This is a genomic window from Moraxella sp. CTOTU48268 (assembly GCF_032069585.1).
GTDB classification, from domain to species: Bacteria; Pseudomonadota; Gammaproteobacteria; order Pseudomonadales; family Moraxellaceae; genus Faucicola; species Faucicola cinerea.
On the sequence record NZ_DAMALV010000005.1, the window covers coordinates 73422 to 97072 of the forward strand.

Consider the following 23651-nt stretch of genomic DNA (forward strand, 5'->3'; position numbering starts at 1 on the left):
AGCCTATGTATCGGTGGCGGTGAAGCGGTTGCCTTAGCCATTGAGTTAATCTAATCGTCTCATGCTAAAAAAATCCCTAATCTATATTAGGGATTTTTTTTGCTTAACAATCGACCTATAACAATCAATCTATCAAGCAATCATCTAATTTTCATGTTGATATAACTTATGATTGCTAAAGCTAAGAGATTCCCCATTACTGTCAAGTAAAAAGCCCTACGAAATTCTGGCTTGGTTGATTTATGGCGCAATAACCAATGGGCAAACGCCGCCCCTACCCAACCCCCAGCAAAAGCTAACTTATGGAGTGACGCTTCTTGCACGCGCCAATCACCATTTTGCGCAGCTTTTTTATCATGCGTGTACAGCAGATAGGTCGCCAAGCTCATCGCAAAATACCAACCTATAATCCATAAGGGTAAGTGCTTAACCAGCACAACAGCGGTCAGTAACACAAAAAACAGCACCCCAATAGCCACCCACGTGAGTAATGTTTTATTTTTAAGATCGTTTTGAGCTTGACGAACTTGGCGGGCATTTTGTTGCGCAACTTTTTGTCTGACAAACGTCTGTTGCTGCACGTTGACAGCGCAGGGTTTGCCATCTCTGCCTTGCCCTATTTCAAAAACTACCGCTTCATTAAGCACAGGACGTTGGTTTGCTCGGTATTCACTGATATGAAAAAAGATGGCTGAGTTTTGTAAATTGTTATCCGTCCGCTCAATAAACCCAAAGCCTTTGTCATCTTGCCAGCGGGTTATTTTGCCCTGATACTTTGTCATTAAAAATCACCTAATATATATGTTGATAACTCATTATTTTTTATTACTTATCTTTTATAACGCCTTATTGGGTGGGCAATGGTGTTTCGCGCTAAGTGCTCTACCCGACTTTTTTATATGTTTTTAATTTATTGCTAAAAGCCAATTTTTTTTACGCTTGGTTGCAAAAGTTACTTAAGACAACTGCCAATTACACCCTCTAAACAAAAATTTATCAAATCCTACTACTTAATGGGAGCTTTTTTCAGTAATCTTGTTTGCAAGTCGAACGATTAAGCGTATGGCATTTTTCATCGTTTTTCTCATCGGCGATTTCAACAATTAAGCATCTGTTTCAACAGCCAAGTAGCTGTGAAACATCTAATTTGTTGAATTTTAAAAATTTTATTATAACAATTTTCATTTAACTATAAAAAACTATCTTATATTTATTTAGTTTTTAACTTAACTACCTTAATAAAAAATAAACAATAAGATATCTAAAGGAGATTTTTCCATGGCAAGTTTAATACGTTTACGCGATATCCAAGACACCCACGTTGACCTTTTAGGTAACGATTATTTTGATCCAACTGGTAAAACCGCTTATGGCGCCAATGGCGACAAAGTGGGTAGTATTCAAGGTGCTTTAGTTGATGAGAGCACAGGCCGTATTCGCTATTTCATTGTTGATGTAGGTGGCTGGTTTAGCTCGAAAGAAGTTTTAGTACCAGCGGGTCTAGCTCGTATTCAAGACGACAATGTATACTTTGATTCGCTCAGCCGAGATACTGTTGAGACAATGGATAGCTACGATCCTGACTACAACTACAGTATTGAAGAACAAACGGTTCGTGACCGTCACGTATTTGACCGTGCTGCTACACCTGTTAAGCTTACTGATAACGACTACCAATCACCTAATACATTGCAGTTACTTGAAGAACGCATTTCAGTCAATAAAGACAAAATCGTAGCGGGTTTACTAAAAGTTGGTAAACACGTTGTGTCTGAGCCACGCACTGTCAACGTTGAGTTAACTGAAGAACAAGCGCATATCCAGCGTACGCCAGTTAACAGACCTACTGACCGCAGCATTGGTGATAATGACAATGCTACTATTCAGGTCGAACTGGAAGCAGAACGTGCAAATGTCAACAAACAAACTTACGTCACTGAAGAAGTTAACGTAGATAAAGTGGCACAAACTCGCACTGAGACATTTAATGAAACCGTTCGTCGTGAAGAGTTAGATGTACAAAAAGATGGCGTTGAGCGTGTAACGGGTGTTGATACCGTCGATGGTAATGTATCACCTGCAATTGATCCAAATGCGCCCCGTAAACTTTAATAATTAATATCATTAGATAATTGATTACTATAAAGTTTAACTTCTGCCAACGGTGTTGCCATTGGCTTGAAAAAGGCAGATGATTTCATCTGCCTTTTTTGTGGTTGTTATATATTATTACAGGATTTTGGAACAATAACTTTGCAATGGAAAACACTTTATGAAAAACCCGATGACAAATACTACCGAACTAAACACTCATGACACCCCTATTCATGATAACATTGTTAAAACTGTTGATCTTCGTGAAGATACCACTAACACCTTAGAACTATTGGCTGAACGCCCCCAAGTGCAAATTGAGCGATTTATCAAAGACAATATTAAATTATCAAAAAAAATCATCAGCCAAACAGTTAATGTTCCTGTGACACTCAATCAAGAGGTGTTAGTGATTGAACATGTGTTTACGCAGCCTAGTGCCTCTCATGATAATTTAGTTAGTGTGGTTACTAATAACGTCAATGTGCCACAGTTGATGGTGAATGGGCAAGCGATTACTTTAGGCGATACCCCGATTGAGATTCCTCTACTTCAACAAACAGCGAAAGTGAATATTGAAACCATTGTGGCGGAAAAAGTACAGTTAATGACCCAAAATGTCAGTCATGAAACGCAAATTCCTGTGACATTGCGTCATGAAGAATTGGTCACTGAAAAAGTTGAATACGATGAGCCAACAGTATTAGCGACAACGCATATCGCCCCTGAAGAGGTTAACCTAGCTTCAAAGTAATTCCTTTCTACTTTGTTTGGATGAGCTCGCCTTAGCTTCTGTTGGTGTGTCTTTTGTTGGCGTGTGTTGGTATGTAATTTGGGTGTGGCATACATCAACATAAAAGTAAGGTCAAAATGTCACACCCAGCATTTTTAATTGATTAGGTTTAATCAATTAGGCTCGATGATGGGCGGGTATTGTAGATTTATGGCTAATCTCTGGCAGTAAATCCAAAAACCCTTGGATATAAGCCACCTCTTTACTTGTGGTACGGGTCGCCGCATAAAGCTGGCAAAACACGCCTTCCCCCAATGCTCTTGATATTACCCAGCCTTTTTTTTCGTATTCATTGACCACCCAATTTGGTAACGAGGCAACCCCTCGTTCACTCGCAACCAGCTGAATTAACATGGCAGTCAATTCTGTGGTTCTTAGTTTCTTGGGCGCAAGTCCTGCAGGGGCAAAAAAATGCGCGATGATATCAAGGCGCTTGGCTTCCACAGGATAGACGATGAGCGTTTCATCAATCAAATCTTCTGGCAAAATCGGCAATTTTTTATCGACTAATGGGTGCGTTGGTGACAACACCAAGCGACTTTCATATTGGAATAACGGCAGATAGCTGATTCCCTCCAAGGGTAAGCGACTGGCTGTGATAAGCACATCAATTTCTTCATCGAGTAGCATTTGGTGCGGCTCAGGTTCAAAGCCTGAGCTAAAGTCCAGCTCAACATCTTGCCATTCCCTGCGATAACGATTAAGGATAGGCATCAACCAATCAAAACAGCTATGACATTCCGAGGCCAAACGCAATTGTCCCGTTTGACCACGACCCAGTCTTTTAAGGTTGGCGGTGGTACGATTAAATTGCGGTAGCACACTGTCCGCAAGTTTGAGTACTTCTTTGCCTGCTGGGGTAAAGCTTAGCGGTCTTGAGCGGCGATTGACGAGGCTAACACCATAATAATTTTCGATTTCTTTGAGCTGATGGGACACCGCTGATGCCGTGACATACAAGTCCTCAGCCGCGGCAGCAAGCGAGCCTTGCTCACGTAGTGCGGTCAATAATTGAAGGTGGCGGATTTCAAGCATAAAATAATTTTACCGTTTGCCAAGCCCAAAAGAAAAAAGTTCACGATTTGGTGAAACCATGAACTACTTTAACAAGAAACGTGAAAAAAGTTAATCAATTTCAAGTCAAAGCGGCCGTATTACTCAATCACTTTGACTAACTATCACTGATAATGTGCTCTTCTTCATCTTTGAAATTACGCGTCACAAGTAACTGGTCAATTTTATGATGATCAATATCGACTACTTCAAATTTATAACCTTGATATTCAACAAAATCCGCAGGGCGAGGAATTTTGCGCAGTTTGTACATCATAAAACCCGCTAAAGTTTCATAATTGTCCCAATCGGGAAAATCTTCGATACCGAGCGCATGTTTGACGTTTTCAATCGGCGTGGTACCTTCAATCAGCCATGAGAATTCATCACGCTGGATAATCTGCTGCTCATCTTCAATCGGTGCGACCCAATCTCCCATCACTGTCATCATGATATCAGATAGCGTAATGACACCGACAATGAGCGCATACTCGTTCATCACCACGGCAAACTTTTCTTTACTGGAGCGAAAACGATCTAGCAGCTCGGATAAGGTTAAGGTATCGGGGATGATTAATACATTACGAATCGTAGTTTCATTGAGCAAAATTTGCGACTGGTTACTAAGAAGTTTTACCAAAATATCTTTGGTATCGACATACCCAATCACTTCATCAATATGGTCTTTACATACCAAAAATTTTGAATACGGGTAATTGGCGATTTTTTGGCGAATACTTTGCTCAGACTCGCCAAGGGTGAAATACACCACATCCTCACGGGTGGTCATGCTAGAGGGCACATTACGTTCTTCAAGCTCAAAAACGTTTTCGATAAAGTGATGTTCTTGCTTGAGCAATACCCCCGCTTGCGCTCCTGCATCCACCACGGCAGAAACATCATCAAAGGTGATATTTTCTTCTCTTACCATGTTGATTTTGAAAATTCTAAAAATCAGATTTGCCAGCCCGTTGATAATCCATGCCAGCGGCTTAAATACTTTGATTGACAACAAGACAGGCTCAATCACCGCTAACGCCACGCGTTCTGGGTTAATCATGCCAATGCGTTTGGGAATCAAATCAGCAAACAAAATAAACAACAAAGTGACTAGCAAAAATGACATTATAAAACCGATATTATCAAGCATTTTGCCTTGATAAAATGGCGAAATAAGGTCAATAAAGTAGGGACGAAGCGCAGACTCACCGACAATACCGCCCAAAATTGCCACGGCATTTAGCCCTATTTGTGAGGTAGCAAAAAATTCGGCAGAATTTTCTTGTAAATGTAAAATTTTATTGGCGCGATTGTCACCCGATTCTGCCAACAGCTTTAGCTTGATGCGCCTAGCACCTGCCAAGGCAATTTCGGAGATGGAGAAAAAACTGGAAATCAACACTAATATACAAATAATTAGTAGATTTTGGAATAAACTCACAATACACCTATATTTATCTATTTTATCTAGACAACATAACAGATTTGGCAAAAAATTTCTTAGACTTTATGGTAAAGCAATATTAGTAAAAAACATGGGTGAAGAAAACTGGCCGCGTAAAAAAACCCTTGATTGAAATCAAGGGTTTTTGTTACAACAAACTGCTTATACACGTTCAATAATGGTGGCAATCCCTTGACCCAGACCAATACACATAGTGGCAAGACCGAGTTGGGTGTCTTGTTGCTCCATCACATTTAGAAGTGTGGTGGTGATACGCGCACCAGAACAGCCTAGTGGGTGACCTAACGCAATAGCGCCACCATTTAGGTTAACGATGTCTAGTTTGTCTTGTAGGTTTAAGCCCTTAAGAACTGATAAGCCTTGTGCGGCAAATGCTTCGTTTAGCTCGATGGTTTGCATATCGTCGATGCTCATGCCAGCGCGTTTTAAGGCTTTTTTGGTGGCAGGCACTGGCCCATAACCCATGATAGCGGCATCACAGCCTGCAACTGCCATACCGCGAATACGGGCGCGCGGTGTTAGACCTAAATCTTTGGCTTTTTGCGCAGACATGATAAGCATCGCAGATGCACCATCAGATAAGGCTGATGAGGTGGCAGCTGTTACGGTACCGCCTTTAGGATCAAATACGGGGCGTAATGCCGCAAATGATTGCATATTGGCATCGGGACGAATCACTTCATCGATGGTGCAAAGTTGTAGGTTACCGTTTTCGTCATGACCTTCAATGCCGATGATTTCGTTTTTGAAACGACCTTGCTGTGTCGCTTCCCAGGCACGGCGATGTGATTCTACACCAAACGCATCTTGTTCTTGACGGCTGATGTTATTCATACGTCCAAGCATTTCAGCGGTTAAACCCATCATGTTAGAGGCTTTTGCATAGTATTTTGAAGCCTCTGGATTGATGTCAATACCGTGCATCATACCCACGTGACCCATATGCTCAACACCGCCGATAATGAACACATCACCTTGACCGGTCATGATTTGTGCCGCTGCGGTGTGAAGCGCTTGCATGGATGAACCGCATAAACGGTTGACCGTTTGACCTGCCGTAGTACGTGGTAATTCAGCCAATAAACCGATGTTGCGGCCGATGTTCATGCCTTGTTCTAGGGTCTGGTTGACACAGCCCCAGATGACATCTTCTACAAGTTTGGTATCAAACGGGTTACGCGCTACCAAGGCTTTAACAAGCTCCGCAGACATGCTGTCAGCGCGTACATTGCGGAACATACCATTTTTTGATTTGCCCATTGCGGTACGAACGCCATCGACAATCACGACATCTTTTGGACTTAATGTAGTCATTTTATTCTCCTTAAAATTTATAATCGTCGATTACGCTTGTGGGTAAAAAGTTTTACCATTTGCCGCCATATCACGAATCATTTGTGGCGCTTCATAGGCTTTACCTAAGCTTGCGTATTTGTCGCAAAGGGCTAGGTAATTTTGTAGACCGATTTGGTCGATGTAACGGCATGGGCCACCACGGAATGGCGGGAAACCAATACCCATAATCATCGCCATGTCTGCTTCTGCAGGCGTCGATACGATGTTGTCCTCTAAGCAGCGAACCGTTTCATTACATAATGCAATCATCAAACGATCGATGATTTCTTGGTCTTCAAACTGTTTTGGCGCATCGATAAAGGGTTTTAATAATTCAACGGTTTGTGGATCGGCAGTTTTAACTGGCTTGCCTTTTTTATCCGTTTCATATTTGTAGAAACCAACGCCATTTTTTTGACCTAAGCGATTGGCTTCAAACAATATCTGACCGCTCACTTTGTAGTCTGGTTTCATACGGTCTGGGAAGCCTTCCGCCATGACTTCTGCCCCATGAACGCCTGTGTCAATACCCACAACGTCCATCAAGTAAGCAGGACCCATTGGCCAACCAAATTTTTCCATGACTTTGTCGATTTGAACAAAGTCAGCACCTTGTTTGATCAATAAGTCAAACGCACCGAAGTAAGGAAATAATACGCGGTTAACTAAGAAGCCTGGGCAGTCATTTACCACCACGGGCACTTTACCCATTTTTTCTGCTAACGCTACCGTAGTCGCTACCGCTTCTTCGCTTGATTTTTCACCACGAATTACTTCAACTAGGGGCATACGATGGACTGGGTTAAAGAAGTGCATGCCGACGAAGTTTTCTGGGCGCTCTAGTACCGAAGCTAAATAGGTGATAGAGATGGTCGAAGTGTTAGATGCTAGGATACAGTTGTCTTTAACTAGCCCTTCAACTTCTTTTAATACCGCGTGTTTAACTTTTGGATTTTCAACAACCGCTTCAATCACGATGTCAGTCTCACCAAAATCACCGTAGTTGAGCGTAGGACGGATACGGCTTAAGGTTTCGCCCATTTGTGCTGGGGTTACTTTACCGCGTGCCATACCGCTTGATAGGTGTTTGCTGGCCTCGCGCATACCTAAGTCAAGTTGCTCTGCCTTGATGTCTTTCATGATGATTGGCAAGCCTTTTGAGGCGGCTTGGTAAGCGATACCACCACCCATGATACCTGCGCCCAATACAGCAGCTTCTTTAATATCATGCGCTTTGGCGCTGTGAGTTTTAGCAAGTTTACGAACCGCTTGGTCGTTTAAGAATAGACCGACTAGGCTTTCTGCTTGTGGGGTTTTTGCTGCTTTTGCAAAACCTGCAGATTCAATTTCTAACGCTTTGTCACGTGGTAGGTTCACGTGTCTTTCGATGGACTCTAAGGCGATTTTTGGCGCTGGGTACTGGGCTGGATTGGCTTTTGAGAACAATACACCTTTGGCTGAGTTAAATGCCATGGTTTGTTCTAGGGCGTTGAGTTTTACTGGATTGATTTTTTCGTCATGGCGAGCTTTCCAATCTAGATCGCCTGCGATACATTTTTTGACTAAATCAATCGCTGAGGCCTCTAACTGGTCAGCGGCAACAACCGCATCCACCATACCGACTTTCAATGCAGCGGCTGGTTTTTGTGCTTCGCCAGTTGCGATGATTTCTAAAGCGTTATCGATACCGATGATACGTGGCAAGCGCACTGAACCACCAAAGCCTGGGAAGATGCCCAATTTAACTTCGGGTAAACCGATGCTAGCTTTGTCACTCATGACACGGTAGTCACACACCAACGTCATCTCTGTACCACCGCCCATGGATGCGCCATTGATTGCCGCAACTTTTGGAAAAGGCAAATCTTCAAAACGGTTGAATGTTTTGTTGATGTCAAATACCCAAGAAGCAATCTCGCCTTCTGGTTTTTTGAAGTTACCAACAAATTCAGTGATGTCTGCACCAGCGATGAAAACTTTTTTTCCTGAAGTAACGATGAGACCTTTAACGTCTGAAGATTGTTCTAATGCCGTGACTGCTTCGCCAAATTCTTTGATGGTGGCTTGGTCAAATTTATTAACGCTCTCAGTTTGATTATCGTAGTTTAATTTAGCAATACCGTCTTCGAGTAGCGATACCGAGATGCTATTTCCTTGATAAATCATTGCTAACTCCTTGAGTTATGTTGAAATCAACGGGGAAAACCGAAAAAATGATGTTTTGCACGATGTCTTTAAAAGATGCTTGTTAAAATTTTTACATACCGCAGACAAAACAAAATCTTGACTAGTTTACTATGTTTGCGATAAGTTGAGAATAACGCAAATGACTGTTTAGTCATTGGCTAGCCGTTGTGTATCCTTATTTGTATCTTGCAGATTTCTCATAGTAAGCTAAAAACATGGCAAAATTTTTAAAACCTTATCGGTTGGTCACTGTCTTATCTTTATTGGGGATGACCCACCCGCTCAATGCCACACCCGTACAGACCGTTATCCATTTTGGCAAAAACCAAACCAGTAAAATGTGGGTTGGTCAATTATCGCCCAAACAAGACAGCCTGCTTTACCAATTCAACGCTAGCAAAAATCAATATGCAAGCTTAGTATTGATGCCTCGTAGGGGCTATGCTGAATTTGCCAATGGTCGGTGTTATCATATCTCCTACGGGAAACTTTGATGGGGGCAAAGGCGGTATTGTCTATCAAGGCTGCTTGCCACAATCAGGCAACTACACCATCCGCATCGCACGCAATTTGATGGCCAGCAACGGCGCCGCTGCAGGTTTTGTTGCTAAACTTACTATCTTACCAGTTGGCAAAAGTCAGCAAAAATGTGCTTAAAGTAGCCAATTTTTATCACTAAATTCTTTATTTGAATTCGACATACTGCTTGACATAATTGGTGCTTAGAATGGTGGAATTGACGCAAATCTGTAAACTACCAACAGGTACCTCACTTTCGAATTCCTGCAGATGCGCTTTGATAGCATCGGCAATGCGCTGCGCTAATGATTGAATGGTAGCGTCATCACGCCCTGGCATCAGATAAAAATGCGCCATAACAAAGGCTTCATCTCCGCTATCGCTCAGTCCCACCAATACGTGGTTTGGGTAGTAGATACGTGATTTGATATCACTTTGTAGCTTAAAGTTGCCAGACTGCCATAGCGTATCATTGACCCGCGCTAATAGGTTATCGGGCTGACTAATAATGTGGTCGTGACTCACTTCAATAATGACATTGGGCATGGTGTTATCCTTTACTCTTGAATTAAATCTGCAAACTTGGCGTTTACTGCGCCTGCTAAATCCGACGGTGACAACTCAATCTCCAAGCCGCGTCTACCGCCACTACAATAAATGGTCGCAAAGTGTTGTGCCGACTGATCGATGACCGTGGGCAGGCGTTTTTTTTGACCGAGCGGGCTTACCCCACCTAGCACATAGCCTGTGGTACGTTCTACCAATTTAGGGTCTGCCATTTGTGCTTTTTTACTGCCAATGGCCTTGGCGATTTTTTTTAGGTTTAATAAATGCTCAACAGGCAGTATCGCAACAGCGAGTTTGTCGTTGTCATCTTGCACCACCAAAGTTTTAAATACCCGCTTTGGCTCAACTTGTAGTTTTTCTGCTGCTTCAAGCCCATAGCTTTCACTATGAGCGTCATGATGGTATTCATGTAATTGGAAGTTGATTTTTAGTTTTTTGGCAAGATTAACGGCAGGTGTCATAGCGGTTTCTTAACAGGGTTTGGTGATTGAACATAGTCATTCATCATAACCAAACTGCGGGTTAAAACAAAGCACATTGGGTATAAAAAACGTATAAAAAAACCAGCCAACTATTTTGCTAGTGACTGGTTTACTAGTGACTGGATTTAGTAAAGTGCTAGATACTAGTTGTTGCATAGGCTTTAATGTATAGCCTTTATTTTATAAATGGCGCATTACCCATTAGCTTGCTTTTGAGACCATATAATCGACGGCAGCTTTTACTTCATCATCAGAGGCTTGACTACCGCCTTTGGCTGGCATTACACCGGATTTTCCTTGATAGCCGCCGATGGCGTGTTTATAAAGCGTGTCTTTACCTTGCGCAATGCGAGGTGCCCAAGCGGCTTTATCAGCAAGTTTTGGTGCGCCCATCAAGCCTGCTGTGTGACAAGTGGTACACACACTACCAAACAATTTTTCACCAGCATCAGCAGAAACTGGGGTAGCGGTTGCTGTCGTCGTGGTGGCAGCGGCTGAGGCGGCTGTTGGTGGTACAAATGAAGCAGGCTGTGAAGCCACTGGCATGGGATGGTTTGCACGAGCGATTTCACCTTGCTGTGCGGCAATTTCTTCGGTTGGTTTGCTTTCAGCTGACTCATGCTTACTACATGCGCTCATGGTAAGACCTAAGGCAAGCATAAGACTGGCTAGCGTGGCATTGCGTGTTGATATCGGTAGCATAACCTTTTCCTTTCAAATAAGGTGAAATCTAATTTCACATCAATGTATAAATTTTTAATAGCCCTACAAACTGTTTTTGCATGGTAATGTTTTACGTGGTAATGTCGACTGGCAAATGGCTAGTACGACATTTAGCAGTATGTTGTTATCACATGAGAATTAGTGACTATATTAGCATTACTGCGGTATGAATAAAATAACATTTTAAAGCCACCTTGCTAAATCATTACTATCATTGTGTATTTTGTTACGCTAACCGGCAAAATTTTTTTACTGGCTAGATAAAATAGGGCAATTGGCTAGGAGGAGGATTTTTTAATTTAACAGGTTATGAAAAAGCTAAAATTTACATTGACTTACATGCAATATTTAGTTAAAATTCGCACCTATTTTTATCCTAATCTGAGCTGATGCCAAACCATGGGTAGGTTGGCTAATAATCACCTATACAGCCGGATTAATGTTCCTGACCCACTAACCCCGCTTTGTTGATAGCACGGTAACTGTCTATCAATAAGCCTAGACTTAAGGAGTCTACATGCCAGCAGTAAAGGTAAAAGAGAACGAACCTGTAGATATCGCAATTCGCCGCTTTAAACGTGCTTGTGAAAAAGCCGGTATTTTAGCAGATGTACGTAAACATGAGTTCTATGAAAAACCAACTCAAGAACGTAAACGCAAAAAAGCAGCTGCGGTAAAACGTTACAAAAAGAAAATGTCACGTGAATCAGTACGCACGACTCGTCTTTACTAAGGTAATTTGTCGACAGACAACCCAATACCAGTAAATGATAAAATCCACTTTGTTAAGTGGATTTTTTTATGCTATGTTGCTAACCACAATTTTAAAAACGCCATTAGCTAACATTAGGGAGCGTTAAAACCATGACTACCATAAAAGACACCCTGACCGATGTGGTCAAAACCGCCATGAAAGCGCGTGAGCTTGAAAAAGTTAAAGTGCTACGCAACGTACAAGCGGTGATAAAACAAATCGAAATTGACCGCCAAATAACGCTCGATGATCCAGGTGTACTAGACATCTTACAAAAGCAAACCAAGCAGCGCCAAGAGTCGCTCGCGATTTTTGCCGCCAATGGTCGGGAAGACTTGGCACAAAAAGAACAATTCGAGATTGATGTGATTAGTCAATTCTTGCCACAACCCATGAGTGAAGCAGAAATTGCCAATCTGGTAGCTGCTGAAATTGCTGAGCAAGGTGCCACTTCAATGCAGCAAATGGGCGCTGTGATGAATGCGTTAAAAGTCAAAACCGCAGGTCGCGCTGACCCCGCTTTGATCTCAAAGTTGGTCAAAGCGACATTGGGTTAACCCTTTAAAACATGATAAAAAAGCCATAAGATTTGCACTTATGGCTTTTTTTAAGTTTATTTTTACTAATGGGCTTGCATCACCTGAGAAAGCAAGTCTAAAGTTTCTACCAGTGGCAGTCCAACCACATTGCTATAGCTACCGTCAATCGCTTTGACCCACGCAGCGCCCAGCCCTTGAATGGCATAACCGCCAGCTTTGTCTTGTGGTTCGCCCGTATGCCAATAATGTGCCATCATGCTGTCAGTGAGCGCAATAAATTTGACATCAGTTTTCACCACAGTACGCTCAGCATAATCCATCTGCCATTGACCGCCACGCTGCGCCATTCGGCTCACTTGCACTGCAGTCCATACTTGGTGCGAGGCATTGCTCATTTGCCGCCACATCGCACAAGCATCGGCAAAATCGCTAGGTTTTTGTAGCACTGCCCCATCACGCAATACCCCAATAGTATCGGCGGTAATCACCACACACTCGGTCATAGCGGTTGGCAAAACTTGTAAAGCGGCTTGCGCTTTTTGACTAACCATACGCCCAATATAGTCTATCGCCGATTCCTCTACTAGTGGTGTTTCATCAATGTTGACTGCCGCGCAAGTATATGGCACCGCGACTTGGTCTAACAACTCACGCCTCCTCGGTGAGGTGGACGCCAAGATAATCGGTATAGTGGCATTAAATTGATACATAATAACTTCTCAATACGCTTATCGCGTATAACGCAGCATAACAGCGACTAACAGTGGCCAAATTAAGGTACTGACGGCAACAGTATAAAGTAATTGGGGTGCAAACACCCCTTGGGTAAATAAATGCAGAAAAATTAACGCAAGTTGATAAATCAGCAAACAGGCGCCCGCAAGTAGCCATACCAAGTTTGAGGACAGTTGGCGTAAATAACCACTGACAAACTTAATAAAAAACGCCACCAACACTGCACATAAGGCTTGCTGACCGATTCGGCTATCTGTGAGTAAATCAGCAAACAAACCAACCACAAACGCCAATCCCATCCCAATTAAAGTCGGTTGAAATATCAGCCAAAAAATCAGCATCATGATCATCCACATCGGACGAAATAGCGCAATCTCTGCCGACAGCGGATACACACTGAGTACCGATGCGATGATAAAACTGATTGCCATCACAATATATAAATGCTGTTTGGTTTTTTTGCGCTGAACGACGACCATAATCAGTGATTTTAAACCTTTTGCTGAAGCAGTAAAACATAAGACGTATTGATAAAATTGGCAGCGGGTTTCACCATAATCTTGGCATAGCCGCCCGCTTGCTCAGCTTCTACTTTTGCCACGCGCCCAACAGGAAATCCGGCAGGAATACGACCGCCAAGCCCCGATGAAATCAGCTCATCGCCAATGCGTACATCCGACGCCTTAAAGATATAGTCTAGCACCAAATACTGCGGATTACCTTTGCCCGATACGATGGCTTTTTGCCCGGTACGTTTGATAGTCACTGCAACGGATTGTTGGTCATCGCTGATTAACACCACACGGCAGGTATCGGGATAAACATTGACGACTTGTCCAAGAATGCCGTTTTCATCGATCACCGTTTGCCCGACAATTACCCCGTCTTTGCTGCCTTTATTGATGACCACCATTTGCCGCAGTGGATTGCTATCGGTACCAATCACGTGCGACAACAGCAAATTAAACTGGTCTGGCGTGGTGGCAGATAAAATCCCTTGCAGTCGGGCATTTTGCGCAACAAGATAGTCTTGCTGCTGCAATTGCGCTTTGGCATGCACAAGCTCAGCTTTTAACTGGACATTCTCACGGCGTAACGCTTCTTTTTCGGTCATGGTACTATCAAGCCAGCCTGCAAAAAAACTTGGATAAGCCGATACTTGATAGATGGGCTGCATGGCGGCATGGGTCGCGGTACGTACTGGCTGAAACCAACTGCTATTTTTACTATCCAATAACATCAGCACAATCGCCGCAAACACCACAATAAGGGTCTTGCGAATGGCGAGCGGTTGTTGGGTAAAAATAGTAAGTGACATAAGTAACATCCAAGCAAAATCCGTGACGGTCAATACAGCGCGCGATAACAAGCCATCAGGATAGCAAAAATCTTTTAAACAAAGCTATCGTAAAATCATCTTGTCAATAAAGCAATAAAACCGCTATTAAAAAATAGCGGTTAACGGTAACACATCAGTTAACATCAGACAAAAATCATATTCAATGCTTTGTTATTGATAAACTCTAACGCTTTACCACCACCACGGCTGACACAAGTCAGTGGGTCTTCGGCTACCGTGACGGGTAAGCCTGTCTCGCGTGAAATCAGCTCATCAAGATTGCGTAATAGTGCACCACCACCCGTTAATACAATACCACGCTCCGCGATATCGGCTGATAATTCAGGCGGGGTTTGCTCAAGCGCCGCTTTGACACCTGAGATGATACCCGCAATAGGGTCGCTTAAGGCTTTTTGGATTTCGGCGGATGTCACCACAAATGATTTAGGCACGCCTTCTGCCATACTACGACCACGCACTTCCACCTCCAAGGGGTTTTCAGGATCTTCAATTGCCGTCCCTACTTCAGTTTTGATGCGTTCAGCCGTGGTTTCACCAATCACACAGCCATGGGTACGGCGGACATGAGTAATAATCGCTTCATCGAACACATCACCGCCGATACGGATGGAGTCGGCATACACGCAGCCTGATAGCGCAATCACCGCAATCTCTGTGGTACCACCCCCGATATCCACCACCATCGAACCGCTGGCTTCATGCACGGGTAACCCGGCGCCAATCGCAGCTGCCATAGGCTCTTCAAGTAATAAGGCTTTGTTTGCGCCTGCTGATTCAACCGCTTCACGAATCGCACGACGTTCTACCAAGGTTGATTTACAAGGCACACAAACAATCACGTTTGGATTGGCCAAAAAGCGTTTCACTTTCACTTTGTTGATAAAATGCTTGAGCATTTTTTGGGTGACTTCAAAATCGGCAATCACACCGTCTTTGAGTGGACGAATCGCAGTGATATTATCTGGGGTACGACCTAGCATCTGTTTGGCATCAATACCGACTGCTGCAACGGTAGGATTTTGGGTACGGTTACTACGAAGCGCAACAACCGTTGGTTCATTGAGGACCACACCTTTACCTGGGGTGAAAATTAACGTGTTGGCAGTGCCAAGGTCGATGGCGATATTACTTGATAAAAATCCGAAAAGGCTCATGTATCATTTCCCAGTGATAACAAAACTACACTGCAAGCAAAGCAGAAATTAGCGGGGTGTCTAATCGCATATCGAGTCAACGACGCATTTTTTAAAAGCATTTATTTAAAAGCTTTTAATGCCGATGTTTTAAAACTACCCTATTGCGACCACTAACAAAAAATCTGAAGCAAGCTGCTTACAGCCGCTATATTTTACATAAAAAATAGCAAGAAACTCTTAACGATTAATAGTTAAAAGGCTATCTTTTTAGATAAAAAAGGTGACGATGATTTTAAAGCGGTTTAGGCGATAGTGACTTTAATGCGATTAATTTGCGTTTAGTAAGAATAGTGCTAGATTATAGCGGTAAAATATCGCAAAATATAGTGATTTAATCACATTCTATCTTTATTCACGAATTTTTTGTGACAAATTATTTAGGTCACATCACTCTATTTTTTCAAATTTGTTATTAAAAGCAACTAAACTTATGCAACTGTTTTTTATCAGGTTTTATCCTCTTTTATTATAGCCTGTTGCTATAATTGACTGGTTTAAAATCGCATCGAACATTTGCCTTGTTTGTCCATTTTTTATTTTTGTTTGTACTTAAGGAACTCATCATGTCGCAGACGCTTTCAACTGATGAAATTATGAACATCGCCAAACTTGCTCGACTTGGCGTGACCGCTGAGCAGGCAGATAGTTATGCCAATGACCTAAGCAAAATCCTATCAATGATGGATATTTTGGCAGAGGTCAATACTGACAATATCGCCCCGCTTACCAATGTCCATGATATGACCCAGCCACTGCGTGAAGATGTTATTGGCGGTAATGGGGTCGAAGTCAATCGTGAGCTAAATCAGTCCATTGCGCCAAGTGTCGCTGATGGTCTATACCTTGTACCACAGGTCATTGAATAAACCACAGCTCATCGAATAACTTGTCAAATTTTTGTTAATTAATTATAAGTGAAAATTATGTCTGAACTACATACGTTTTCGGTTGCCCAATTGGCGGCAGGTCTAAAAAATAAAGACTTTAGCAGTACCGAACTTACCCAGCACTTTCTCAATCGGATTACCCAGCATGATAAAGCCATCAACAGCTTTATCACGGTCACGCCTGAACAAGCGTTAGCGCAAGCCGCCGCCGCTGATAAATTATTGGCAGAAGGCAAAGGCGCAGACTTGACGGGCGTGCCACTGGCTCATAAAGACATTTTTTGTACCCAAGGCGTTTTAACCACTTGTGGCTCAAAAATGCTAGAAAACTTTGTAGCGCCTTACAACGCTACCATCGTTGAAAACTGCCAAAATGCAGGCTTGGTTATGCTTGGCAAAACCAGCATGGATGAGTTCGCCATGGGCTCGGACAATGAGTCATCTTACTTTGGTGCCGTGCACAACCCTTGGGATGTCAGCCGCGTACCAGGCGGTTCATCGGGTGGGAGCGCAGCTGCGGTTGCGGCAGGTTTTGCACCCTTTGCCACAGGCTCGGATACCGGCGGCTCGATTCGCCAACCTGCGTCATTTTGTGGCTTAACAGGGATTAAGCCAACTTACGGACGTGTCTCACGTTATGGCATGGTGGCGTATGCGTCAAGTTTTGACCAAGCTGGCAGCTTTGGTAAAACCGCAGAAGATTGTGCTTATTTGCTCAATGTGCTATCAGGTCATGACAGCAAAGACTCGACATCCGCCAACAAAGATGTGCCCGATTTTGTCGCTAGTTTGACCAGCAAACGCCAAGCCAATGCCAGCCATGATAAACCGCTTCAAGGGTTACGCATCGGTATCCCAACCGAATATTTTGCCGATGGCTTAAATAGCGAGGTTAAAGCCAGTGTAGAAGCGGCATTAAAACAATACCAAGCCTTGGGTGCAAGCTTAGTGGATGTAAATTTGACCAAACCTGAAATCACCCTTGCCACTTATTATTTGCTCGCCCCAGCCGAAGCTTCATCTAACTTATCGCGTTATGATGGGGTGCGTTATGGCTACCGCTGTGATAGCCCAAAAAACTTGGAAGATTTATACACCCGCTCACGTTCTGAAGGCTTTGGTGCCGAAGTACAGCGCCGTATTTTGATGGGTACCTATGCGCTATCAGCGGGTTATTTTGATGCCTACTATGTCAAAGCGCAAAAAGTGCGCCGCCTCATCAGCCAAGATTTTGCCAAAGCCTTTGAAAGTTGTGATGTCATTGCCACCCCAACTGCGCCAACGACGGCTTATAAAATCGGCGCAAGCCTTAGCCCTGCCGAAATTTATATGGGGGATGTTTATACCATTGGCGTGAATTTAGCCGGTTTACCTTCATTAAGCCATCCGGTGGGTTTTGATGGTGACAATCTGCCTGTCGGCTTACAGCTGATTGCAAAAGCATGGGATGAAGAGACACTACTGCAAACTGCCGATGCGTATCAGCAAGTCACTGATTTTCACCAACAACTATCACCCATCGCCAAAGCCTAAGGAGCCTTGTTATGACAAACGAAAATAAACCGCAAGCGCCTTTAGTGGATGGCTATGAAGTGGTTATCGGTATCGAAATCCACTGCCAATTAAACACCAACACCAAAATTTTCTCATCGGCTTCCACCCTATTTGGGCAAGAGCCCAACACCCAAGCCAATATTGTTGACCTAGCCATGCCAGGGGCGCTGCCTGTACTTAACAAAGATGTGGTAGAAAAAGCGGTGATGTTTGGGCTTGGCGTCAATGCTGAAATTGGCATGATGAACGCCTTTGACCGTAAAAATTATTTTTATCCCGATTTGCCAAAAGGCTACCAAATCAGCCAAATGGCGCACCCGATTGTCGGTACAGGCTATATCGACATTGTGGTCAATGAAGGTGAAAAAAACGAATACCCCAAACGTATTCACATCACCCGTGCTCACTTAGAAGAAGATGCGGGCAAATCGGTGCATGATGCGGTGCCACAAATGACAGGCGTGGATTTAAACCGTGCCGGTACGCCGCTGATTGAAATCGTCTCAGAGCCTGATATGCGCTCAGCTGCTGAGGCGGTTGCCTATGTCAAAGCCATTCACCAGTTGGTCACTTGGCTCGGTATTTCTGATGCCATTATGGCGGAAGGCTCATTCCGTGCCGACTGTAACGTCTCCGTGCGAAAACCCGGTGCCGACTTGGGTACTCGCTGTGAGATTAAGAACCTTAACTCGTTTCGCTTTATCGAGCGTGCCATCACGGTTGAAATCGAGCGTCAAATTGACTTGATTGAAGACGGCGGCAAAGTCATACAAGCCACTCGCCTATATGATCCAGACAAAGACGAAACGCGCTCAATGCGTACCAAGGAAGAAGCCAACGACTACCGCTACTTCCCAGACCCTGACCTTTTACCTGTGCATATTGATACCGCAACTTTTGAACAAATCAAAAACGCCATGCCAGAATTGCCAGTGGCACGTCGTGAGCGTTTTCAATCGGCGCTTGGCTTACCTGAATATGATAGTCGTATTTTAACCGCTAGCCGTTCGCTCGCTGATTACTTTGAGCAAGTAGTGGCAAAAATCGGTCATGATAACGCCAAACTGGCTGCCAACTGGATAATGGGTGACCTGCTCGGCGCGCTCAATAAAGATGAAAAAACCATTGAGCAAAGCCCGATTTCAGTGAGCCAATTTGCCAAACTGCTAGAGCGTATCAAAGACAATACGCTATCAGGCAAGCTTGCTAAGCAAGCCTTTATCGCCCTATTCGCTGGCGAAGGCGGTGACGATGAAACAGCCGTGGATAAAATCATTGCCGATAAAGGTTTAAAACAAGAAACCGATACAGGCGCGATTAAAGCGATTGTCGAAGACGTGTTGAAAAACAACCAAGCGATGGTCGATGAGTACAAGTCAGGTAAAGAAAAAGCCTTTAACGGTCTTGTCGGTCAAGTGATGAAAGCCTCCAAAGGTAAAGCCAACCCGGCTCAAGTTAATCAGCTGTTAAAAGAACTAATTGGATAAGTTGGTATTGCAAATTCTGTCATTTTTGGTAGAATAGTACACCTTTCGGGGCGTAGCGCAGTCTGGTAGCGCACTTGCATGGGGTGCAAGGGGTCGCGAGTTCGAATCCCGCCGTTCCGACCAAATTAAAAAGGCTTACGTGTTACGTAGGCCTTTTTCTTTTTTGAGTTTTTCGTTATATCTATTGTCACAGTATTTTTACGTGAATATGACAATAGTTTTTTTGTTTTGATAGATAATTTATTGATAAAATTTTCTCACTATTTGGCTGTATTTATTTGACTGTATTTTTTGAAAAATCATGAGCGCGATCATTAAATCATTCCTTGCTAACTATAAACTGACAAATTTGGCTACGGCTTTGGTATGGGTCGTTTTACCACTCACTGCGCAAGCCGATAGCGGTCATCAAGCACAAACTAACAAAGATGCGATTGTACGTTCTTGTCCCAATCGTTTATGCCCCGTGGTGCAGACCCTGCCCAAAGGCATCAAGTTTAGCTGGGTATTAGCCAAAAATGGCTTTGTGAACATTGCCGATTCTACCTTGTGGGTATCCACTGCTGACATCAAATAAATGATTGTATGTTTTCAAATTTTTCTTAAAAAGCCTGTCATGAATATGATGGGCTTTTTTGTTATGATAGTCTAAGCTTAATGTTGAACGAGTCGATTATGCCTTACCCAAAAATCATTATTTCAATTGAAAAACAACAACTTACTTTATGTCTGAGCCCTACTCAATCACAAACTTACCCCATCTCTACTGCCAAAAATGGTATTGGACAACTGCAGGATACTGGCTGCACACCGCTCGGTGCGCACGTGATTAGCGAAAAATTTGGTGATAATTTACCTATCAACAGTGTATTTGTGGCACGACAATTTACCGGCGAAATTTATGACGATAATTTGGCAACTACATTTCCCAATCGAGACTGGATTTTGACACGGATTTTGTGGTTAGAGGGAAATGAAACGGGCTTTAATAAAGGCGCCAATGAGCAAGGAGTGTGTGATACCAAGGCGCGTTACATTTACATTCATGGCACGCCCAATACCGAGCCGATGGGCATTCCGCTTTCTCATGGCTGTATCCGTATGCGCAATCAAGACATTATCACACTGTATGACCAAGTGGATATTGGTACAGCGGTCGAAATTTTGCCTTAAATTTATCAAAATTAATCTTAATAACATATTAGAAAAAATTAATAAATACAATCATTGGTTAAAAAAAATTACAAAATAGTTTTTATTTATTAGTATTTTAGGCATATAATAGCCGTGTCACATCAATCGGCTTTAACTTTAATTAATATTAATAAGGTAGATTGATTATCAAATAACAATGAAAAGGAGCTGATTATGTCAGTCGAAATATTACACAATATCGCAGAAACTCGCCGTTCTATCTATATGCTCAATGACCAATTGCCTGTCTCAAAAGATGAGGTAGTTAAACTGGTTGAACATGCCGTGTTACATACCCCCTCTTCATTCAACTCACAATCAAGCCGCTTGGTGGTATTGTTTGGTGAAGACCATCAAAAACTTTGGCAAATCACCGAAGATTTGCTACGCGCGATGGTGAATGATGATGAAAAATTCAAATCAACTGCCGATAAAATGGCCATGTTTAAAGCCGGTGCAGGGACTATCTTGTATTTTGAAGACCAATCAGTGGTCAAAGGCTTACAAGAACAATTCCCACTTTATGCGCATAATTTCCCAGTATGGGCTGAACACACCAGTGCGATGCACCAATATGCAATTTGGAATGCCTTAGCCGCGCTCAACATCGGTGCAAACTTACAGCATTACAATGGCGTGATTGATGAAAAAGTGGCAGAAACATGGAACATCGATAGCAACTGGAAACTCATTGCACAGATGGTATTTGGTGGTATCGCCGCCCCAGCAGGTGAAAAAACCTTTGAACCTATCGAAAAACGCTTAAAAGTTTACGGAAAATAATTTTTTAATGTGTACCACAATGCACGTGGCAGTGCTAGTGATAGTGACAGCAAAAAGCCAATATCTGACGGTATTGGCTTTTTTATATAAATTTGATTGCCATTAACTAGAAAATTAGCTCAGTAAAAACCCGACAATATACCGCATATTATCTACTGTCGGTATCGAAATTAGCGGCTAAATGCTGTCATCCATGACTGACCTAACTAGTCATACAGTGATTGACTGATTAGTGCTTTCTGCAGAGGCAATTTTCTTTAATTCACATGTCTACAATCAAGCCAAACTACTACCAAAACTTTGGTGCATTTTTAACCGTTTTTAGACTCACCGCGCATTGCTCGGCACTCGCTTGCTCACGCCCGCTAAACCAACCCACCGCAAATAGTGCATTTGGGTCGGTTTTGGATTTCTCAAGATAGTTAGCATGACCGACCACATTGTCATTATACTCACCGAGTACGTCTTGTGCAGGCTCTAAGTATTGCAAGAAAGCATTGAGCTCAGCTGCTTTTTTCCCTTTTTTGCCATTGGTTTGGCTGGCAAAAAGCGGCGCAGCAAACTCACTGACATAACGCAGGCTTTTTAGGTCTTTACGGACACCATGCTGGCTTTCTGTATCAAGACTGGCAAATTTATCACTTGCCACGGCAATCGCGGTAAATAGTTTTTCCAACTTTTTGGCAACTGGGGCTTTGGCTTTTGGATTATCCGCAGGTACGGGCAAATGGGTAAAACCAATCAGCTCTAACAACAGAATTTGAAAGTCATTGGCTCTGACGGCATCAATCGGCATGATATCGACTGCCGTTGACCACTCGACATGCGGTGCACCGACTGACTCTAGCAGAGGCTGGGTTTTTATTTGCAAGATTTCTTTATCACGATACTCCCCTAGCAGGCTAAAGGTTTGTTTGAGTACCATCAGCCAATTTGGGTCAATATAATCTTGGGCAAATTTGAAATGTTTGAGGGCAGTACGTAAACGCCGAATGCCGACACGCAGTTGGTGCACTAAGTTGCCATCGGGACTGCCTTCAGCAATTGCAGAGGCGTTGGGCAAAATCTGCACGAGGCAGTTATTGACCACTGCCTGCAAAAACGCAAATTGGCTGATACCTTTGTGTAATTGCAGCACACCCAAATCCGCTTTGACAGGCTCGGCAAATTGCTTATTCGCGAGTAGCAGACTACCCCGCTGGGCTTTGGTAACGGTTGATAAATATAATTTGTATTTTTTGCACCAAGTTTTTGCAATGTCAATCAAATCACTTGGGTCACCTTCAAGCAGCTCAAATTCAATTTCATGAATATCCGATTGGGTTAACCCATGATTATTGGCGGATTTTTGTGAATCTAGGCGACCTATGCCAACCTTGCCGATATCATAAGCGATTTCGATGCGGATGTTATTTTTCTTAATTTGGCGAGAAGTGCGCTGCACATCGGTGAAATATTGCACGGTTAACGCTTGAGCGAGCTGGTCAAGCGGCATGATGTTAGTCAGCTGCGCTATGACTGTTGGCTCTGTAATCAGTGAAACATCAGGCACAAGGCTACTAACATCAAGGGTATCTGGCGTACCCGTCAGGCTCAGCACGGTATTGAGCTCAACGCGTTTGGCAACGCCATCACCGGCTGTTTTGAGGGTTTGCACCCATTGGCTGTCTTCGAAACGAATACGCAGCGCAATGCCTTTTTTGGCAAGGTCTTGATTGGGGGTATCAAAGTAATACGCAGATAGGCGCTGTTGCTGCGCAGTTTTGGTGTCGATGTTTTTTCTTAAGACGCTTTGTTGATAGCTTGGGACAGCAAACTTGAGTTCTAGTTCGTGCATAATGGTGTCGATTAACCTATATAGCTAACGGATAAAACACCATCATAGCACAACTTTGCTTTTTAAAAATAACCACTTGGCTCATTTGTTGTTGGTAAAATTTTAAA

24 protein-coding genes and 1 tRNA gene are annotated in these 23651 nt (G+C 43.2%); 12 read left to right on the plus strand and 13 right to left on the minus strand.

From position 1 onward, the window contains the following. Positions 1-140: 140 nt before the first annotated feature. Positions 141-782: a DUF1294 domain-containing protein gene (locus tag RT143_RS02920; RefSeq protein ID WP_313091028.1), complete on the minus strand. Its 642-nt coding sequence runs from the start codon at positions 780-782 to the stop codon at positions 141-143. Positions 783-1278: 496 nt separating this feature from the next. On the opposite strand from RT143_RS02920, the gene RT143_RS02925 reads away from it, so the two are divergent. Together RT143_RS02925 and RT143_RS02930 are read left to right on the plus strand one after the other, a co-directional pair. Continuing rightward, positions 1279-2112: a DUF2382 domain-containing protein gene (locus RT143_RS02925; RefSeq protein WP_313091029.1), complete on the plus strand. Its 834-nt coding sequence runs from the start codon at positions 1279-1281 to the stop codon at positions 2110-2112. Positions 2113-2284: 172 nt separating this feature from the next. Continuing rightward, positions 2285-2848: a DUF2382 domain-containing protein gene (locus RT143_RS02930; protein ID WP_313091031.1), complete on the plus strand. Its 564-nt coding sequence runs from the start codon at positions 2285-2287 to the stop codon at positions 2846-2848. Between the two features lie 156 nt (positions 2849-3004). Here the strand turns inward: RT143_RS02930 and RT143_RS02935 are convergent, their stop codons facing one another. From RT143_RS02935 to fadB, 4 genes are all read right to left on the minus strand, one after another. After that, positions 3005-3922: a LysR family transcriptional regulator gene (locus RT143_RS02935; RefSeq protein WP_313091033.1), complete on the minus strand. Its 918-nt coding sequence runs from the start codon at positions 3920-3922 to the stop codon at positions 3005-3007. Between the two features lie 136 nt (positions 3923-4058). Next, a complete protein-coding gene (gene paeA, locus RT143_RS02940) occupies positions 4059-5381 on the minus strand; it encodes a polyamine export protein PaeA (RefSeq protein WP_050324660.1) in 1323 nt (440 codons plus the stop codon). Between the two features lie 165 nt (positions 5382-5546). Beyond that, positions 5547-6719: an acetyl-CoA C-acyltransferase FadA gene (gene fadA / locus RT143_RS02945; protein ID WP_007115528.1), complete on the minus strand. Its 1173-nt coding sequence runs from the start codon at positions 6717-6719 to the stop codon at positions 5547-5549. A gap of 30 nt (positions 6720-6749) precedes the next feature. Continuing rightward, complete coding sequence (gene fadB / locus RT143_RS02950; RefSeq protein WP_313091035.1) at positions 6750-8906, minus strand: fatty acid oxidation complex subunit alpha FadB; 2157 nt, start codon at positions 8904-8906, stop codon at positions 6750-6752. A 236-nt stretch (positions 8907-9142) separates the two neighbouring features. Between fadB and RT143_RS02955 the strand changes: the two genes are divergently transcribed. Next, positions 9143-9421 carry a hypothetical protein gene (locus RT143_RS02955; protein ID WP_313091037.1) on the plus strand — a complete coding sequence of 93 codons (279 nt, stop codon included), beginning with the start codon at positions 9143-9145 and terminating at the stop codon, positions 9419-9421. A 190-nt stretch (positions 9422-9611) separates the two neighbouring features. Here the strand turns inward: RT143_RS02955 and RT143_RS02960 are convergent, their stop codons facing one another. The 3 genes from RT143_RS02960 to RT143_RS02970 all read right to left on the minus strand — a co-directional run bounded on the left by RT143_RS02960 (position 9612) and on the right by RT143_RS02970 (position 11197). Then, on the minus strand, positions 9612-9992 hold the full coding sequence (locus RT143_RS02960; protein ID WP_313091039.1) for a 5-carboxymethyl-2-hydroxymuconate Delta-isomerase: 381 nt from the start codon (positions 9990-9992) through the stop codon (positions 9612-9614). Positions 9993-10003: 11 nt separating this feature from the next. Beyond that, positions 10004-10474: a Cys-tRNA(Pro) deacylase gene (ybaK, locus tag RT143_RS02965; RefSeq protein ID WP_007115525.1), complete on the minus strand. Its 471-nt coding sequence runs from the start codon at positions 10472-10474 to the stop codon at positions 10004-10006. Between the two features lie 222 nt (positions 10475-10696). Next, positions 10697-11197 (minus strand): c-type cytochrome, encoded by a 501-nt coding sequence (locus RT143_RS02970; RefSeq protein ID WP_313091041.1) that lies wholly within the window; start codon positions 11195-11197, stop codon positions 10697-10699. 538 nt (positions 11198-11735) lie between these two features. Between RT143_RS02970 and rpsU the strand changes: the two genes are divergently transcribed. Both rpsU and RT143_RS02980 read left to right on the plus strand, forming a co-directional pair. Next, the gene (gene rpsU / locus RT143_RS02975) at positions 11736-11951 is read left to right on the plus strand and encodes a 30S ribosomal protein S21 (protein ID WP_007115522.1); all 216 of its coding nucleotides are present in this window, start codon (positions 11736-11738) and stop codon (positions 11949-11951) included. 131 nt (positions 11952-12082) lie between these two features. Further along, entirely contained in the window at positions 12083-12529 is a 447-nt protein-coding gene (locus tag RT143_RS02980; protein ID WP_138018538.1) for a GatB/YqeY domain-containing protein, read from the plus strand. A gap of 65 nt (positions 12530-12594) precedes the next feature. On the opposite strand, the gene RT143_RS02985 is transcribed toward RT143_RS02980, so the two are convergent. From RT143_RS02985 to RT143_RS03000, 4 genes are all read right to left on the minus strand, one after another. Further along, complete coding sequence (locus RT143_RS02985; protein WP_313091045.1) at positions 12595-13221, minus strand: Maf family protein; 627 nt, start codon at positions 13219-13221, stop codon at positions 12595-12597. A gap of 18 nt (positions 13222-13239) precedes the next feature. After that, the gene (mreD, locus tag RT143_RS02990; protein WP_159676651.1) at positions 13240-13725 is read right to left on the minus strand and encodes a rod shape-determining protein MreD; all 486 of its coding nucleotides are present in this window, start codon (positions 13723-13725) and stop codon (positions 13240-13242) included. Between the two features lie 11 nt (positions 13726-13736). Next, positions 13737-14564: a rod shape-determining protein MreC gene (gene mreC / locus RT143_RS02995; protein ID WP_065253382.1), complete on the minus strand. Its 828-nt coding sequence runs from the start codon at positions 14562-14564 to the stop codon at positions 13737-13739. A gap of 164 nt (positions 14565-14728) precedes the next feature. Next, positions 14729-15760 carry a rod shape-determining protein gene (locus RT143_RS03000; protein WP_062331933.1) on the minus strand — a complete coding sequence of 344 codons (1032 nt, stop codon included), beginning with the start codon at positions 15758-15760 and terminating at the stop codon, positions 14729-14731. A 605-nt stretch (positions 15761-16365) separates the two neighbouring features. On the opposite strand from RT143_RS03000, the gene gatC reads away from it, so the two are divergent. The 7 genes from gatC to RT143_RS03035 all read left to right on the plus strand — a co-directional run bounded on the left by gatC (position 16366) and on the right by RT143_RS03035 (position 21707). Further along, on the plus strand, positions 16366-16668 hold the full coding sequence (gene gatC, locus RT143_RS03005; RefSeq protein WP_060995645.1) for an Asp-tRNA(Asn)/Glu-tRNA(Gln) amidotransferase subunit GatC: 303 nt from the start codon (positions 16366-16368) through the stop codon (positions 16666-16668). A gap of 57 nt (positions 16669-16725) precedes the next feature. Then, the gene (gatA, locus tag RT143_RS03010; RefSeq protein WP_313091049.1) at positions 16726-18222 is read left to right on the plus strand and encodes an Asp-tRNA(Asn)/Glu-tRNA(Gln) amidotransferase subunit GatA; all 1497 of its coding nucleotides are present in this window, start codon (positions 16726-16728) and stop codon (positions 18220-18222) included. 11 nt (positions 18223-18233) lie between these two features. Then, entirely contained in the window at positions 18234-19730 is a 1497-nt protein-coding gene (gene gatB, locus RT143_RS03015) for an Asp-tRNA(Asn)/Glu-tRNA(Gln) amidotransferase subunit GatB (RefSeq protein WP_313091052.1), read from the plus strand. Positions 19731-19776: 46 nt separating this feature from the next. Beyond that, a tRNA-Pro gene (locus RT143_RS03020) sits at positions 19777-19853 on the plus strand. A 178-nt stretch (positions 19854-20031) separates the two neighbouring features. Further along, positions 20032-20307, plus strand: coding sequence for a hypothetical protein (locus RT143_RS03025; protein ID WP_313091054.1), 276 nt, complete (start codon positions 20032-20034; stop codon positions 20305-20307). A 98-nt stretch (positions 20308-20405) separates the two neighbouring features. Next, positions 20406-20903 carry a L,D-transpeptidase family protein gene (locus RT143_RS03030; RefSeq protein WP_313091057.1) on the plus strand — a complete coding sequence of 166 codons (498 nt, stop codon included), beginning with the start codon at positions 20406-20408 and terminating at the stop codon, positions 20901-20903. 195 nt (positions 20904-21098) lie between these two features. Next, positions 21099-21707: a nitroreductase family protein gene (locus RT143_RS03035; protein WP_313091059.1), complete on the plus strand. Its 609-nt coding sequence runs from the start codon at positions 21099-21101 to the stop codon at positions 21705-21707. Positions 21708-21996: 289 nt separating this feature from the next. On the opposite strand, the gene RT143_RS03040 is transcribed toward RT143_RS03035, so the two are convergent. After that, entirely contained in the window at positions 21997-23544 is a 1548-nt protein-coding gene (locus RT143_RS03040) for a CYTH and CHAD domain-containing protein (protein ID WP_313091061.1), read from the minus strand. Between the last annotated feature and the right edge of the window lie 107 nt (positions 23545-23651).

What these genes read in the sequence shown, in the direction of transcription:
- RT143_RS02935 (WP_313091033.1), bottom strand. Translation starts at nt 3,922, where the DNA reads ATGCTTGAAATCCGCCACCTTCAATTATTGACCGCACTACGTGAGCAA.
- RT143_RS02925 (WP_313091029.1), top strand. Translation starts at nt 1,279, where the DNA reads ATGGCAAGTTTAATACGTTTACGCGATATCCAAGACACCCACGTTGAC.
- fadB (WP_313091035.1), bottom strand. Translation starts at nt 8,906, where the DNA reads ATGATTTATCAAGGAAATAGCATCTCGGTATCGCTACTCGAAGACGGT.
- RT143_RS02985 (WP_313091045.1), bottom strand. Translation starts at nt 13,221, where the DNA reads ATGTATCAATTTAATGCCACTATACCGATTATCTTGGCGTCCACCTCA.
- RT143_RS02920 (WP_313091028.1), bottom strand. Translation starts at nt 782, where the DNA reads ATGACAAAGTATCAGGGCAAAATAACCCGCTGGCAAGATGACAAAGGC.
- gatA (WP_313091049.1), top strand. Translation starts at nt 16,726, where the DNA reads ATGTCTGAACTACATACGTTTTCGGTTGCCCAATTGGCGGCAGGTCTA.
- RT143_RS02960 (WP_313091039.1), bottom strand. Translation starts at nt 9,992, where the DNA reads ATGCCCAATGTCATTATTGAAGTGAGTCACGACCACATTATTAGTCAG.
- RT143_RS02930 (WP_313091031.1), top strand. Translation starts at nt 2,285, where the DNA reads ATGACAAATACTACCGAACTAAACACTCATGACACCCCTATTCATGAT.
- RT143_RS03025 (WP_313091054.1), top strand. Translation starts at nt 20,032, where the DNA reads ATGAGCGCGATCATTAAATCATTCCTTGCTAACTATAAACTGACAAAT.
- gatB (WP_313091052.1), top strand. Translation starts at nt 18,234, where the DNA reads ATGACAAACGAAAATAAACCGCAAGCGCCTTTAGTGGATGGCTATGAA.
- RT143_RS03040 (WP_313091061.1), bottom strand. Translation starts at nt 23,544, where the DNA reads ATGCACGAACTAGAACTCAAGTTTGCTGTCCCAAGCTATCAACAAAGC.
- RT143_RS03030 (WP_313091057.1), top strand. Translation starts at nt 20,406, where the DNA reads ATGCCTTACCCAAAAATCATTATTTCAATTGAAAAACAACAACTTACT.
- fadA (WP_007115528.1), bottom strand. Translation starts at nt 6,719, where the DNA reads ATGACTACATTAAGTCCAAAAGATGTCGTGATTGTCGATGGCGTTCGT.
- ybaK (WP_007115525.1), bottom strand. Translation starts at nt 10,474, where the DNA reads ATGACACCTGCCGTTAATCTTGCCAAAAAACTAAAAATCAACTTCCAA.
- RT143_RS03000 (WP_062331933.1), bottom strand. Translation starts at nt 15,760, where the DNA reads ATGAGCCTTTTCGGATTTTTATCAAGTAATATCGCCATCGACCTTGGC.
- rpsU (WP_007115522.1), top strand. Translation starts at nt 11,736, where the DNA reads ATGCCAGCAGTAAAGGTAAAAGAGAACGAACCTGTAGATATCGCAATT.
- mreC (WP_065253382.1), bottom strand. Translation starts at nt 14,564, where the DNA reads ATGTCACTTACTATTTTTACCCAACAACCGCTCGCCATTCGCAAGACC.
- RT143_RS02970 (WP_313091041.1), bottom strand. Translation starts at nt 11,197, where the DNA reads ATGCTACCGATATCAACACGCAATGCCACGCTAGCCAGTCTTATGCTT.
- RT143_RS02980 (WP_138018538.1), top strand. Translation starts at nt 12,083, where the DNA reads ATGACTACCATAAAAGACACCCTGACCGATGTGGTCAAAACCGCCATG.
- mreD (WP_159676651.1), bottom strand. Translation starts at nt 13,725, where the DNA reads ATGGTCGTCGTTCAGCGCAAAAAAACCAAACAGCATTTATATATTGTG.
- RT143_RS03035 (WP_313091059.1), top strand. Translation starts at nt 21,099, where the DNA reads ATGTCAGTCGAAATATTACACAATATCGCAGAAACTCGCCGTTCTATC.
- gatC (WP_060995645.1), top strand. Translation starts at nt 16,366, where the DNA reads ATGTCGCAGACGCTTTCAACTGATGAAATTATGAACATCGCCAAACTT.
- RT143_RS02955 (WP_313091037.1), top strand. Translation starts at nt 9,143, where the DNA reads ATGGCAAAATTTTTAAAACCTTATCGGTTGGTCACTGTCTTATCTTTA.